The sequence below is a fragment of the Enterobacter sp. ku-bf2 genome (genome assembly GCF_001742765.1).
Lineage (GTDB): Bacteria > Pseudomonadota > Gammaproteobacteria > Enterobacterales > Enterobacteriaceae > Enterobacter > Enterobacter quasiroggenkampii.
This window is the reverse complement of record NZ_MDVW01000018.1, coordinates 80,369-94,223: the sequence shown is the minus strand read 5'-3', so window position 1 is coordinate 94,223 and position 13,855 is coordinate 80,369. Positions and strand designations below refer to the sequence as shown.

Below are 13,855 nucleotides of genomic sequence, written 5' to 3'. Positions count from 1 at the left end.
TGCTAAAACTCAAACTGATAGAGCAGATCAAGTGCCTGGTCTACGCCGGACACTGCTTCCAGATATAGCTTAGGCATCAGGCGATAGCGTAACGTGAGTGTTGCCAGTGAGTCAAAGATCCCCACACCATATTTTACCTGCAGACCCGGCAGTACATAGCCGCTGACCACCACCTGCGAAGAGTCACCCACGCCCTGGGTGTCCAGCGCCAGATTGCTTACGCCGAACGTCTCGCCGATTTTACCCACAACCTGCCCACTTTGTGCAACCCCCAGCCCCACTAACATCGAGGTCATCGCCGCACTGTCGCTCTGACCGCTGTCGAGACCTTGTCCACGCAGCAGGTAAGAGAGAGCTTCCTGCTGGGACATCGCTGGGTCAGAGAAGATCTCCGCCTTCGGTTCGTCAGCAGAACCGGTGACGCGTACCCCAGCAATGACGTCGTTTTCCGTCGCTTCCGGGTTACGAATCGCTTCGATGTTCAGCAGGGGCTGATCCGGTGGACCGGAGAACAGCAGCTCGCCTTTACGGACAATCAGATCCTGACCATAAGCGTGGAAACGCCCTTCAGGAATATTGATTTGCCCGTTCAGGCCAAGCCCTTGTTTATCCTGCGCCACCTTCAGGTCGCCCGTAAGCCTCGCCTTCAGCCCAAACGCATCCAACCGCACGTTATTCCCCACGTGCACGATAAGGTTACTATTAATCGGTATGCCAGCGCTCTTCTGTTCGACAGGTTTCAGATTTTCATTGAGCATAACTTCATCACTTGAGACGCCGACCGCACTTTCCGGCACATCGTGAACCACGATGCGCGCCCACGGCACGTCGACGCGACCGTCAAGCGTGAAGAGGCTTGGCGTGGCTTCAAAGACCACATCAGGCGAGACGTCCAGACGCACCATCGGCGGTACGGTGATGCGCACCTTACTGCCTTTCGCGGCAATACGGGCGCGCCAGTTATCGAGCTGGCTCCAGTCCGCGTCGCCGCTCAGGTTGATTTGCCCTTGCTGCGTCAGTACCGAGCCGCTTAGCGTCGAGCTCATACCGTTGAAGTTCATGGCGATCTGGCTGGGCTGCATGTCAAACGGCATAAAGTTGCCGTCAATATCCACGCCGCTGAGCCGCAGCTGGCCGAACAGCTGAGGGCTTTGTGCATTGCCCGCCAGGCGCAGGTTGGCATTCACCATGCCCTCGGCTTTTTCCCCGCGTGCGAAAATCGGGTTCACCATCGCCAGGTTGAAGTTGCGGATAGTGACGTTGCCACCCAGATTTCGCCGTCCCTGTGGGTCGGTAATTTGAACCTTCCCGTCAAACTGACCGTTATTGGTGAGGCGAATCAGCCACCCCAACTCTGCACGGTTGTTATGCAGGTCCGCGCTCAGGTTCAGGGTGTCGAAGGCCACCGGCAGCGGCGCGTCATTCACCTCCTGCGTCACCTTCACGTTACGCCCGGACAGCGTGACGCTACCCTGCGGCAGCCCCTCTTTGGTGGTGTCCCAGGCGACATCGGCTTTCCCGCTGAAGACGCCGCTCGCCTGCGTGGTATCCGGCATAAACGGTTTTAGCATCGCCAGATCGAAGCGGTTGAGGTTGATCTGCGCGCGCCCTTCCGCGCCCGCATCGATGGTCTGCGGCACGCACAGTTCCGCATTCGGGTTGGTCCAGCAGTGCGGCCCAATGCTGATCTTCTGCTCGGCGTTGCGGTAGTCCAGAGCAATGGCGCGCGACAGCGCCAGCGGCCCGACCGGCGTATTGAAACGGGTGTTATCCAGCGTCCCTTTCCAGCGCTCCTGTTTGCGGTCGAAGCTGCCGATCAGGTGAAGCTGGCCGGAGACTGGCTCGCCCTGCACCCGCAGCTGGAGGTCGTGCTGCTTCTCGTTCCCTTTCGCGTCCAGGGTGACCAGGCTGATGTTCACGTCCGGCTGGGAAATACGCTCCACGCGCAGGTTCAGGTTACCGCCGATCTGGTCGGTGGATTTCACATCCCCTTCCACGCGGACGCGGGCAACGCTTAGCTCTTGCCAGCGCAGGTTATTGGCGGTGATATCCGCCAGCAGCTGCGGTGCGTCTACCGTGCCGCGCACCTTCACGAGTCCTTTCGCCGTACCGCCAAGCCCCGGCAGGGCGTTATCCAGATTCGGCGCGTCGATGGTGGCATCCAGATTAAGATCTTTCACCCCCAGCTCGCCTTTGATATCCGCCGTGTTGCGCCCCAGGGCCACGTGCAGGCCCGGGATAACCCACTGCAGATAACTGTTGCCTTTCACCGAGCCTTCAACGTTTACCTTGTTCTGCTTCACGTTCCCGGTGAGCTTGATCTCCGGCACGTCCATCTGCCACGTGCCGCCGTACAGGCTGCCGCGGGTTTTGATCAGACCATCGAGCTTCGATGGCCAGTCCGGCACCTCTTTGGCGGTGTTAATGCCCGTCAGCTTCAGCTCGCCGCGCCAGCTGATCGCCTGCTGCCAGTCGAGCAGCGCGGTCAGCTCGGTTTTACCTTCCAGCGCCGCGACGGTCAGCTTGTCGAGGTTGACCTGCTGTTCGTTGCCCTTCGCATCCAGGGTGATGTTCGCGGGCGGCACGCCCTGCCCCTTCACCGCGGTGCGGAACGAGAGCGTGTAGTCGGTCATCTTGCCGCTCAGCTTCAGCTTCAGGTCATCGGCCTGGAACTGCTTTTCGCCAGTGAACGGCCAGGAAAGCTGCTTGCTGACAACCTCAAGATTGAGCGGCAGCCCGGCTTCCGCCAGCTGGGTTTGTGCACGCAGGGCCATATCCACCGGGCCGGAGAGATTCACGCCAACATCGAGCTTATCGCGCAGCGCCCCGCCCACCTTAACCTTCACTTTCTCGCCTTTCAGCGGGTCGATGTTCAGGGTGCTATTCAGCGTGATATCCACCGGCCAGCTGTCGCGCAGCAGGGCATTACCTGACGCATTCACCGAGCCCTGGTTGGTGTCGATATCCAGCGCGTCGAGCTTCATGTTGCCGTCAATGCTGCTGACCTTCAGCAGCATGTTATAGACCGTCAGGTCGGTATCGCCCGTCAGACGCAGCTGTTCGCCTTTGAATTCCTCAATGTTAAGGTTCAGCGGCAGATGAACGTCGGTCATTTCCGGCAGCACTGGCTTCGAGAAGAGGTCTTTCAGCGTTTCGCCCAGCGGCTTCTCTTCCGGCTGCGGGTTCTGGATCTTCGGCTCGACGATCTCTTCCTGCGCCACGTCGGCCACTTTCGGCAGCGCGATCAGCAAGCCCTGCAGGGACGTTGGCGTCAGGGTGAGGTTTTTCTCCTGCCAGCGCAGGCCGGAGGTGAAATCCATCACGGACACGGTGGTGTCGTCGATTTTGATATTGATGTTATCGAGCGCGACCCGATAAAGCGCGATCGGGTAAGGCGTGGAGAGATTCAGTGGGCCGCTGTCCTCTTCTTCAACCGGCGCAGACTTCGGCATTTTCTTCGAGTCTATCGCCACGTTGACATCTTTTAGCGACAGATCGTTGACGCAGAGCTTGCTGTCCCGCAAACAGCCCAGCTTCACCGCCAGGTGAAACTCCCCGGCGTTAACCGCCACGCCCGGCTGCTCATAGCGGATGTTCTTCAGGCGCAGGTCACGCCAGCCGCCCGTCACCTGGCCAATTTCCAGCCCCGGCACCCAGCGGTTCGCGGCGTTAAACAGCAGATGCAGCCCGGTCGTCGTTCCTACCAGAAACGCCACCGTCCCGAGCAGCAGCACGATAAAGATCAGCACTCCGAGGCTTATTTTCTTCCATAAACTCATAATTCAGGCCCCAGACCGATGTAAAACTGTAATCCGTGTTCATCTTTGTCGCCCACCGGCACGGCGAAATCGAGCTTGATGGGCCCGACGGGTGACTGCCAGCGCACGCCGACGCCCGCGCCGGTTTTAAAGTCGCTGCGGCGGATATCGTTCACCGCTTCACCGCCGTCAACAAACATGGCGCCCCACCACTTTCCGCTGACGTTGTACTGGTACTCCAGCGAGCCCGTCGCCAGTTTTGACGCACCGGTCAGCTGGCCCTTTTCGTTCTCAGGTGAGATCGATTTGTACTTATACCCGCGAATGCTGCGGTCGCCCCCGGCGAAGAAGCGCAGATCCGGCGGAACGCGCTCGAAATCGCCCGTTTCAATCCAGCCGAGATTGCCGCGCATCACAAAGCGATGTTTATCGTACAGCGTGCGGATCCAGACGTTTTGCGCCTGAAAGACGGAGAAGTCCACGTCGGAGCCCCAGGCGGTGTTGGAATAATCGATGGAGTAGCGCTGTGAGTCGCCCCAGGTCGGCATCAGGCCCCCGCGCGAGCGGGTGCGGCTGATCATCACCCCCGGATAAAGCAGCATAGTGGTGTTGGTGACGTTAGCCTGGGTAAAGTGATCGAGGCTCCAGCGCAGGTTAATGGCGCGCTGCCAGCCGCTGGAGAGATCCCAGAAGCGGGAGACCGCAAGCGTCGTCGAGTCCTGCTCGGTGTCGTTCAAATCGGTGCGCTTAAAACCGCCCTGCAGAAGGTAATACTGCTCAAGCGGATTTTTCAGCAGCGGCATTTTGTAGCTGAAATCCAGCTGCTGCTCGGGCGCTGAGAGGCTCAGGCTGGTGGTCAGGCTGTGGCCGTACGAGTTCACCCACGGTTTTTTCCACGAGGTTTTCACCCGTGGCCCCACGTCCGTCGAGTAGCCCACACCGGTCTCAATGGTGTTCTCGGTGCGCGGCGAAACAACGCCATGCAGCGGCAACACCTTGGTTTTGCGAGACTTATCAAATTCCGGTGCGACAACCACGGAGTTAAACCAGCCGGTAGCGGAGAGGCGTCGGTTCAGCTCTCCGAGGTCGCTCGACTGGTAGTAGTCCCCTTTTTTGAAGGGCACGAGGTTTTGCAGATACTCTTCACGAATTTGCGAACCTTCGAACGTCACGTCGCCAAAGCGGTAACGTTCTCCGCTGTCGTAGTCGATATCCCAGAAGGCCTGACGTCGCGCCAGCGCAATGCCCAGCTGGCTTTTGTTGAACTGGCTGTCAAAGTAGCCCTTACGCAGGGAAACGCTGGTCAGCTCTTTTTTGAAATGGTCGTAGTCGCCGTGGTTAAGCACGGTACCGATTTTCGGCCGCGTGCTGAGCAGGTCCAGATAATCCCGGTCGGTACGCGCCCCGCCGCGCAGGATAACGTTCGTGCCGCCAATCAACACCGGCTCGCCCGGCGAAACGCGGGCAATAAGCACCTGGCGCCCCTTCTTTGGAGGCGGACGGAGGTCAAAATCAATGGTGGGTTCGTAATAACCCAGCGCTTTCAGCCCCTCGCGGATCGCATCATCGACGCGCGCGCGAAAACGCCGGTCCGGCGTCACCTCATCACTCTGGATGGTCGATAACTGCGCACGTACGTTTTTTTGTAGCGCCCCGGATAACCCCTCAACCTGCAAACGGACATTCGCCGCGCTGGCAATCCCGCTTGTCAGCAACACACTGACTAAACATAACTGGCGGATTTTTGTCACGTTTTCTCCTGAATATCCCTGTTTCCACCCTGGAAGCAAATGAAGTGCCGCTCCGCGGCAAAATACGGCCTGTTGGCCAAAAACCCGAATCGCGGGTTGAAAATGGGTGTAACACCCAAATATTTCTTATGATTAAATCTAGTCTCATTCAGCGCATTTATTGTGTTCAATTAAACGCTTCGTGACAACCTTAACTGAAACATCGCACCCCGGGAGGCCCCATCGTGAGTTTATTCGACAAAAAGCATCTGGTTTCACAAGCAGATGCATTACCGGGACGCAACACCCCTATGCCTGTAGCGACCTTACACGCCGTCAATGGCCATTCTATGACCAACGTGCCCGATGGCATGGAAATCGCCCTGTTCGCCATGGGCTGCTTCTGGGGCGTTGAGCGCCTCTTCTGGCAGCTGCCCGGCGTTTACAGTACGGCAGCCGGCTACACGGGCGGTTACACGCCGAATCCAACCTACCGCGAAGTCTGCTCCGGCGAAACCGGCCATGCGGAAGCGGTACGCGTGGTCTATGACCCTGCGGTAATCAGCTATGAACAGCTCCTGCAGGTCTTCTGGGAGAATCACGACCCGGCGCAGGGCATGCGTCAGGGCAACGACCACGGCACGCAGTACCGTTCGGCTATCTATCCGCTCACGCCTGAGCAGGATGCCGCCGCGCGCGCCAGCCTGGAGCGTTTCCAGCAGGCCATGCGTGAGGCGGGCGATACGCGCGAGGTGACCACGGAAATCGCGACGGCGAAACCGTTCTACTACGCCGAGGACGATCACCAGCAGTATCTGCATAAAAACCCGTACGGCTACTGCGGCATCGGAGGCATCGGCGTTTGCCTGCCGCCACAGCTGGCCTGATCACTGATCCAGCGCCACGCGAGCCGCGTGGCGCGTGGCATTGCTGACCGAGCCGTAATCCATCACTTTGCCCTGCAACAGCAGGTTAAAGACCGGTGCCTGCGGTCGGTTGAGCCGCGTTTGCAGCAGGTGAACGGCCTCAATTCCCAGCTCGCGGCAGGGCACCGTCACGCCCGTGACCGGTTTTTCCAGACGGTGCGCTAAATTCCATGCAAAATCGGTCGTGATGAGCGAAATGTCTTCCGGAATGCGCAGCCCGTGTCGCGTCAACGCCCTTACCACCCCTTCCGTCATGCTGGTACTGTTCGGGAAAATCACCTCCGGCCACTGCGAGCGGTCATGATTCACTAACCACGCATCCAGCGCCTGCTCGGCCTCTTCTGCGGTAAACCACTCCGTCACGAGCAAATCGCGCTGGGGATCGAAGGCGACATGAAAATGACGGTACGCCTCTTTGATGCCGTCCAGACGCGCGTACAGCGTATCCCGCCGCAGGCAGGTGAGCGTGAGCACGCGGCGATGCCCCTGCTCGAAAAGGTACTGCATGGTGGTGAAGCCGATCGCCCGGTGATCGGGTGACACGGAATCCAGTACCCGATCCCGGTCAACGGAATTAATTAACACGCAGGGCTTATTCAGGGTACTTGCCAGTTTAAATATGGTGGAATCATCAGTGCCAATAATAATTATCGCGTTAATATTCTTATGGCTGGCCTTTTCCATAAAGACTTTCACATCGGCGTGCTGCTCTTCTAAACCACAGCACGTGACCCACACATTATGCCGCGCGCAGGCTTCAGCAATTCCTTTCGTCACTTCCAGATAAAAAATATCCCCGCGTCCCTGAAAGGTTCTTTCCGGTGCAAAAACAGCGATACCGTTAATGAGCAGTCTTCCGCTCGCCATAGACTCCAGCACACCGAGCTCCCGCGCGGTGCGAACGATCGCCTCCCTGGCTTTATCGCTGGTGTAAGACTTGCCGCTTAATACCCGCGAAACCGTGCTGACGGAATAGCCCGTCAGGGCCGCAATTTCCTCCATTTTTAACTTGCCCGGCATAGTGTGACCTCGCTCTCATTCAGTTTTTGCAAATATTTGCAGAAACAGTCCTTTGATTTTAAAACCAAATTTCAAAACGCCTGGAGATTACTTAATCACCTTGCGAGTATTCTCACAAAAACACATTGTCGCTACCGCTCCCCTTTCCTATTTTCCGGTCATCACTCATTTCAACTGAAATTAAGGTGTGACATGGAGAAGGTACGTTTTGGCATTATTGGAATAGGTAATATCGGTACGGTCCACGCGCGTTATTTACTGGCGGGTACGGTCAGCGACGCCTGCCTTGCCGCAGTTTGTGATAATGCGCCGGAAAAGCATCCGGCCATTCGCCAGCTGGTCGGCACCCTCCCCGTGTTCAGCGACGCGCAGGAGATGCTCCAGAGCGGGCTTATCGACGCGGTGATTGTCGCTACGCCCCACTACGAGCATCCGCGCCTGTCGATGCTGGCGATGCGCAACGGCATCCACACCCTGTGTGAAAAACCGGCGGGCGTGTATACCGCCCAGGTACAGGAGATGAACGCCTGCGCCCAGGCGTGCGATGTGGTGTTCGGCATCATGTACAACCAGCGCCCGAACCCGCTCTACCAGAAGGTGAAAGATCTGATCGACAGCGGCGAGCTGGGTGAGATCCGCCGCTCCAACTGGATCATCACCAACTGGTATCGCTCGCAGAGCTATTACAACTCCGGCGGCTGGCGCGCCACCTGGAAAGGAGAAGGCGGCGGCGTGCTGCTCAACCAGGACCCGCACCAGCTCGATCTCTGGCAGTGGCTGGTCGGTATGCCGGTCCGTCTGCGCGCATTCTGCCAGTTCGGCAAGCATCGCGATATCGAAGTGGAAGACGACGTCACCGCCTATGCCGAATATGCCAACGGCGCGACGGGCGTGTTCATCACCACCGTGGCGGAAACGCCGGGAACCAACCGGCTGGAAATCGTCGGCGATCGCGGCAAGGTGGTCGTCGAAGAGGGCAAGCTGCGCTACTGGCGGCTGCGGGAATCTGAAACCGCCTTCAACGCCCGCTGGCAGAACGGTTTTGGTGAGCCTGAATGCTGGGAGGTCAAGCTTCCCGTGGCCCCGGAATGCAGCGAACACCACGTCATTACCGCCAACTTCTGTGCCGCCATCCTGCGCGGCGAGCCGCTCATTGCGCCGGGTCTGGAAGGGATCCACGGGTTGACGCTCTCCAACGCCATGCACCTCTCCACCTGGACAGACGACTGGGTCGAGTTCCCGCTCAACGAAAAACAGTATCTGCGCCTGCTTCAACAACGCATCAGCACCTCAGTGGCTAAAGAGACAGCCAGCGTCACGCTGGACGCCTCAGGCACCTGGTAACTCCGGAGAAGAATTAATGTTAAATGTCGCTATTGTGGGAACAGGGAATATCTCGCACAACCATATTCAGGGCTATTTGCAGTTTGGCCAACGCTGCCGGATCGTCGCGCTGGTTGATATTTATCCGGAAAAAGCCCACGAGAAAAAAGCGCGCTACGGCCTGACGGATGCCCGCGTGTATGACAGCCACCAGCAGATGCTGTCGTCAGAACCGGATATCGACATCGTCGACGTCTGCACGCCACCCTACGTCCACGCAGAGATCAGCATTGATGCCCTGAACGCGGGCTGCCACGTGCTGTGCGAAAAACCGATGGCCGCCTCGCTGGAGGAGTGCGACGCGATGATCGCCGCACAAAAGGCCAGCGGCAAAATGCTCTCCATCATTGCCCAAAACCGCTTTACCGATGCCTTCTGGCGCTTAAAAGCAGCGCTGGATTCGGAGCTTGCGGGCAAGGTTTGCCACGCGCAGGTGGACTCCTTCTGGTGGCGCGGACACTGCTATTACGACCTGTGGTGGCGCGGCACCTGGGAAAAAGAGGGCGGCGGCTGCACCCTTAACCACGCGGTTCACCACATCGACGCCATTCAGTGGATGCTGGGCTTTCCGTCCGAGGTGGTGGCGATGATGACCAACGTGGCGCACGACAACGCTGAAGTCGAAGACCTCAGCGCCGCGATCTTCAAATACCCCAGCGGTGCGCTCACCCAGCTTACCGCCTCGGTCGTGCACCACGGGGAAGATCAGAAAATCATTATTCAGGGTGAGAAGGCACGCATCTCCGCGCCGTGGCAGGCCTTTGCCAGCGTCAGCGCCGACAATGGCTTCCCGCAGGAAACCCACGACCAGCAGCGCGAAGCGCAGCTCGACGCGGTGTTTAAGCAGACGCCGAAGCTCGAGTGGACGCTGCACGCCGGGCAGATTAATGACCTGCTTTCTGCCATCGAGCACGGCACGGCACCGTTAGTGGATGGGTTACAGGGCAAACGCTCGCTGGAGCTGATCGCCGCGATCTATAAATCCGCCATTACCCGCACCGTGGTCTCGCTGCCGATTCAGCGCGACGACCCGTTTTACCGTACCGGTGGGACGAGCGCCCTTGCTCCCCGTTTTTATGAAAAATCCGCAAGCGTCGCCAACTTCAGCGAAGTGGGTGCGATTCCCCTTGGCAAAGACCTGGATTAAGGAGTGACACCATGAACAAAAATGACGGAATGAACTACGCGCCGGTGGGTAAACCTCAGCCGGTTGTCCGCGAGGGGGAGTTTGTTTTTGCCGCTGCCGCGCTCGACCACGGCCATATCTACGGCATGAGTAACGGCCTGATTGAAGCCGGGGCCACGCTGAAGTGGGTGTACGACCCCGATCCGGCAAAAGTGGATAAATTTATCCAGCAATACCCGCAGGTCAACGTGGCGGAGTCGCTGGAGGTGATACTCAACGACGACGAAGTGCGCCTGGTGGCCGGTGCGGCCATCCCGTCAGAGCGCTGCGCGCTGGGGCTAAAAGCGATGGCGGCCGGCAAGGACTACTTCACGGATAAAGCCCCGCTCACCACCCTTGAACAGCTGGCGGATGCCAAAGCGATGGTTGAGAAAACCGGCCGGAAATACGCCGTGTACTACAGCGAACGTCTCCACGTGGAGAGCGCGGTGTTTGCCGGACAGCTGGTGCAGCAGGGGGCCATTGGCCGCGTCGTTCAAACCCTGGGGACAGGCCCGCACCGGGAAGGGATCGGCCGCCCGGACTGGTTCTACGATCGTCGCTACTTCGGCGGCATTCTGTGCGACATCGGCAGCCACCAGATTGAGCAATTTCTGTTTTACACGGGTAACCGTAACGCCACCGTGGTCGCCAGTCAGGCACGCAATTTCAACCATCCGCAGCATCCGGCATTTGAAGATTTCGGTGACGCAACAATCAGGGGCGAAAACGGCGCCAGCGGTTATTTCCGCTGCGACTGGTTCACCCCCGACGGACTCTCAACCTGGGGCGATGGACGTCTGACGCTGCTCGGCACCGACGGGTATATCGAGATCCGCAAATATGTCGATCTCACCCGCGGCGAGCAGGACGTGGTTTATCTCGTCAATAAAGAGGGGGAATTCCGCTATCCGGTCGCCGGACAGGTCGGGTTCCCGTTCTTTGGCGAACTGATCCTCGACTGTCTGCATCGTACCGAAAACGCCATGACGCAGGCGCACGCCTTCAAAGCGGCCGAGCTCTGCGTGAAGGCCCAGATGCTGGCCAACGCGACGGAATAACGGGAGGCGACAATGACGATCCTGAACACGGCGGTTATCGGTGCCGGAGCGATTCACGGCTGCCATGTGAATGCGTTGCGCCTGCTCCCCAACGTCGCGCTACGCGCGCTGGTCGACATCGACAGCGTCAAAGGGCTGGAGCTGGCAATGCGCTATCAGTGCCGCTTCTATCAGGATTACCGGGAAATGCTGCTGGATGATGCCATTGACGTGGTCCACATCTGCACGCCGCATTTCGAGCATAAAAGCATGATCCTGGCGGCGCTCGCCGCCGGGAAACATGTTTTCTGCGAAAAACCGGTGGGCATGAACAGCAGCGAACTCGTGGATATCACCCGCGCCGCCGAACAGGCGTCGGGTCTGCTCGGCGTGTGCTACCAGAATCGCCTCAACCCCACCAGCCTGCGCATTCGCCAGATGCTGGAGGAGGGCGAGCTGGGGAAAATGCTCAGCATTAAGGCCGTGCTGACGTGGTCACGCTCGGGCGCGTACTACACCGAAAGCCCGTGGCGCGGGCGGCTGGCAACGGAAGGTGGCAGCCTGCTGATCAACCAGGCCATTCATACCCTCGACCTGATGCAGTGGTTTGCCGGTGGCGTAACGCACGTGAAAGGCGTGGTGGACAGCGGCGAGCTGGCAGACGTGACCGAAGGGGAAGACAGCGCAATGGCCACGCTGCACTTTGCCAACGGCGCGCGCGGCCTGTTTTACGCCAGCAACTGCAATACCACCGATTCCCCGCTTCTGATGGAGATCCACTGCGAAAAGGGCTCGCTGCTGCTGCATAACAACGTGCTCTGGTGCATCACCCGCGGCGAGCGCCTCAGGCTGGCCAGCGATGACTCTCCCGACGGCTCGGTCAAAAGCTACTGGGGACTGGGGCACGAGCAGGCGATCCGCAGGTTTTATCACGCCATCACCCACCCGGGGCACACGGATTACACCAACATCCGTGAAGCCGGACATTCACTCACGCTTGTGGAGGCTATTTACCGCTCATCTCAATTAAGACAATGGATAGATATCAATAACTAGAACGTAATTTGTATTCCAGCACTCAATAAAAAAACGACCCGAAAAACGGGTTAATCATTACCCTACACTGGATATTATTATGGTCAAACCAACTGAACGTAGAGTGGGTTATGGCGTAGCGCTCGGCTACGGCGTAACCGATCTTTTTGGCGGAGGCGCTTTCGCCATTATCGGCACCTGGCTGTTATTTTTTTACACCACCTATTGCGGACTCTCAGTCATTGAAGCGGGATCAATATTCGCCATTGCCCGCGTGATTGATGCGCTATTAAGCCCGATAATGGGTTATATCACCGATAACTTCGGGGATACCTGGCTCGGGCGTAAATTTGGCCGTCGCCGCTTCTTTTTATTACTCAGTTCACCGCTCATGTTTTTGTATGCCCTGTTATGGCTGACGGACATGGGTTACTGGTACTACCTGGGCACCTACCTCTCTATTGAGCTGCTGTCGGCGATGGTGCTGGTCCCCTGGGAGACCCTGGCGGCTGAAATGACGAACCGGTATGAAGAGCGTAGCCGCCTGTCCGGCGTGCGGATGATCAGCTCCCAGCTGGGCGGTTTTCTTGCGGTATCCGTTCCCGGGGTGATTATGCAGTTCACGGGGAAAGATAATCCGTTTACCTATACCCTCACCGGGCTGATATTTTCCTGCGTGTTCTGCCTTGCGGTATTTATTACCTGGTACACCACCTGGGAAGCGAAGGATGTGCAACAGGAATCCAGTTTTAAAGTGGATAACCAGCGCAGCGGCGGGCTACTGAATCACCTGAAATATCTGGTGCTGGATCTCTTTTCCTCCTTCCGTATCCGCGCGTTCCGCCTGCATATTATTATTTATATCTTTTCGTTCACGGCGATGGACGTGTTCGGTTCGGTGTTTACCTATTATGTCGTGTACTGTCTAAGCCAGGATGCGGCTGCGGTATCAGGCTGGCTGAGCATTGCGGCCTTCGCCTCGGTCCCCGGCACCTATGGGTTTATGCTGTTGCTGAACCGGCTGAACGTCACGCCGTCTGCCGCACTAAGGCTCTCCTACGGCTGTATCTTCCTGGTGCTGGCCTTCCTGTTTACGGTCTACCTCACCAAAACGCAGGTACCGACGCTGCTGTTCTCCGCGGTCTTTATTCTGCTCGGTGCCGCCCGCTCTGGCCTCTACTATATTCCGTGGAATATCTACAGCTTCATTCCGGATATTGACGAGATGGTGACCCAGCAGCGCCGCGAAGGGATTTTTGCCGGGGTGATGGTCCTGACCCGCAAGAGCACCGTGGCGATTGCCATCATGATTATTGGCCTGGTGCTACAGGAGTCCGGATTTGTGAAGGGCAGCGGCGCGCAGCCTGAAAGCGCGCTGGGGGCGATTATCGGCCTGATGATCTTCGCAACGGCAGCTCTGCTGGCGGTAAGCTTCTTCACCACCTACAGGTTCAAGCTCACCCGTGAGACGCACAAGCTGCTCCTCAAGGAGATTGCGCGCCGTAAGCTGGGTGGCGATTACCGCGACTGCGATGCCAGCACCCGCGTGGTGATTAAACAGCTCACGGGCTATGAATACGATCAGGTATGGGGAGGCGATGCCACCCGTCGGGCGGTGGGCGATGTCCGCCTGTCTACCGTGAAATAACGCGATGTACCGGACAGCGCCCGCTGTCCGGTCTGTTTTATGCCAAAAATGTGACCTCTGGCAGATTTACATCTCTTTACGCTATACTACCCGCTGAAATAATCGGCTCAACGCTACGAGCTGGTGTTCAATGTGTTTCCACACAAATGG

At 58.1% G+C, this 13,855-nt stretch carries 9 protein-coding genes; 6 read left to right on the top strand and 3 right to left on the bottom strand.

Going from position 1 to position 13,855, the window contains the following annotated elements; genetic code table 11:
- Positions 1–2: 2 nt before the first annotated feature.
- Together tamB and tamA are read right to left on the bottom strand one after the other, a co-directional pair.
- A complete protein-coding gene (tamB, locus tag BFG58_RS15465) occupies positions 3–3,779 on the bottom strand; it encodes an autotransporter assembly complex protein TamB (protein ID WP_069720071.1) in 3,777 nt (1,258 codons plus the stop codon).
- Positions 3,776–5,509: an autotransporter assembly complex protein TamA gene (gene tamA / locus BFG58_RS15460; protein ID WP_045908043.1), complete on the bottom strand. Its 1,734-nt coding sequence runs from the start codon at positions 5,507–5,509 to the stop codon at positions 3,776–3,778. The genes tamB and tamA overlap by 4 nt, the downstream gene beginning before the upstream one ends.
- A 224-nt stretch (positions 5,510–5,733) precedes the next feature.
- On the opposite strand from tamA, the gene msrA reads away from it, so the two are divergent.
- The gene (msrA, locus tag BFG58_RS15455) at positions 5,734–6,375 is read left to right on the top strand and encodes a peptide-methionine (S)-S-oxide reductase MsrA (RefSeq protein ID WP_048027915.1); all 642 of its coding nucleotides are present in this window, start codon (positions 5,734–5,736) and stop codon (positions 6,373–6,375) included.
- Here msrA and BFG58_RS15450 read toward each other — a convergent pair whose 3' ends face one another.
- The gene (locus tag BFG58_RS15450) at positions 6,376–7,434 is read right to left on the bottom strand and encodes a LacI family DNA-binding transcriptional regulator (RefSeq protein ID WP_048027913.1); all 1,059 of its coding nucleotides are present in this window, start codon (positions 7,432–7,434) and stop codon (positions 6,376–6,378) included.
- Positions 7,435–7,626: 192 nt separating this feature from the next.
- Between BFG58_RS15450 and BFG58_RS15445 the strand changes: the two genes are divergently transcribed.
- From BFG58_RS15445 to BFG58_RS15425, 5 genes are all read left to right on the top strand, one after another.
- Entirely contained in the window at positions 7,627–8,778 is a 1,152-nt protein-coding gene (locus tag BFG58_RS15445; protein WP_048027911.1) for a Gfo/Idh/MocA family protein, read from the top strand.
- 16 nt (positions 8,779–8,794) lie between these two features.
- A complete protein-coding gene (locus tag BFG58_RS15440; protein WP_069720070.1) occupies positions 8,795–9,964 on the top strand; it encodes a Gfo/Idh/MocA family protein in 1,170 nt (389 codons plus the stop codon).
- Between the two features lie 11 nt (positions 9,965–9,975).
- The gene (locus BFG58_RS15435; RefSeq protein ID WP_069720069.1) at positions 9,976–11,043 is read left to right on the top strand and encodes a Gfo/Idh/MocA family protein; all 1,068 of its coding nucleotides are present in this window, start codon (positions 9,976–9,978) and stop codon (positions 11,041–11,043) included.
- A gap of 12 nt (positions 11,044–11,055) precedes the next feature.
- On the top strand, positions 11,056–12,078 hold the full coding sequence (locus tag BFG58_RS15430; RefSeq protein ID WP_048027905.1) for a Gfo/Idh/MocA family protein: 1,023 nt from the start codon (positions 11,056–11,058) through the stop codon (positions 12,076–12,078).
- Between the two features lie 79 nt (positions 12,079–12,157).
- On the top strand, positions 12,158–13,705 hold the full coding sequence (locus BFG58_RS15425) for an MFS transporter (protein ID WP_069720068.1): 1,548 nt from the start codon (positions 12,158–12,160) through the stop codon (positions 13,703–13,705).
- Positions 13,706–13,855: the final 150 nt, after the last annotated feature.

Excerpts from the sequence above, each read along its gene's own strand:
- tamB (WP_069720071.1), bottom strand. The coding sequence starts at position 3,779 with ATGAGTTTATGGAAGAAAATAAGCCTCGGAGTGCTGATCTTTATCGTG.
- BFG58_RS15450 (WP_048027913.1), bottom strand. The coding sequence starts at position 7,434 with ATGCCGGGCAAGTTAAAAATGGAGGAAATTGCGGCCCTGACGGGCTAT.
- BFG58_RS15445 (WP_048027911.1), top strand. The coding sequence starts at position 7,627 with ATGGAGAAGGTACGTTTTGGCATTATTGGAATAGGTAATATCGGTACG.
- BFG58_RS15440 (WP_069720070.1), top strand. The coding sequence starts at position 8,795 with ATGTTAAATGTCGCTATTGTGGGAACAGGGAATATCTCGCACAACCAT.
- BFG58_RS15435 (WP_069720069.1), top strand. The coding sequence starts at position 9,976 with ATGAACAAAAATGACGGAATGAACTACGCGCCGGTGGGTAAACCTCAG.
- BFG58_RS15430 (WP_048027905.1), top strand. The coding sequence starts at position 11,056 with ATGACGATCCTGAACACGGCGGTTATCGGTGCCGGAGCGATTCACGGC.
- BFG58_RS15425 (WP_069720068.1), top strand. The coding sequence starts at position 12,158 with ATGGTCAAACCAACTGAACGTAGAGTGGGTTATGGCGTAGCGCTCGGC.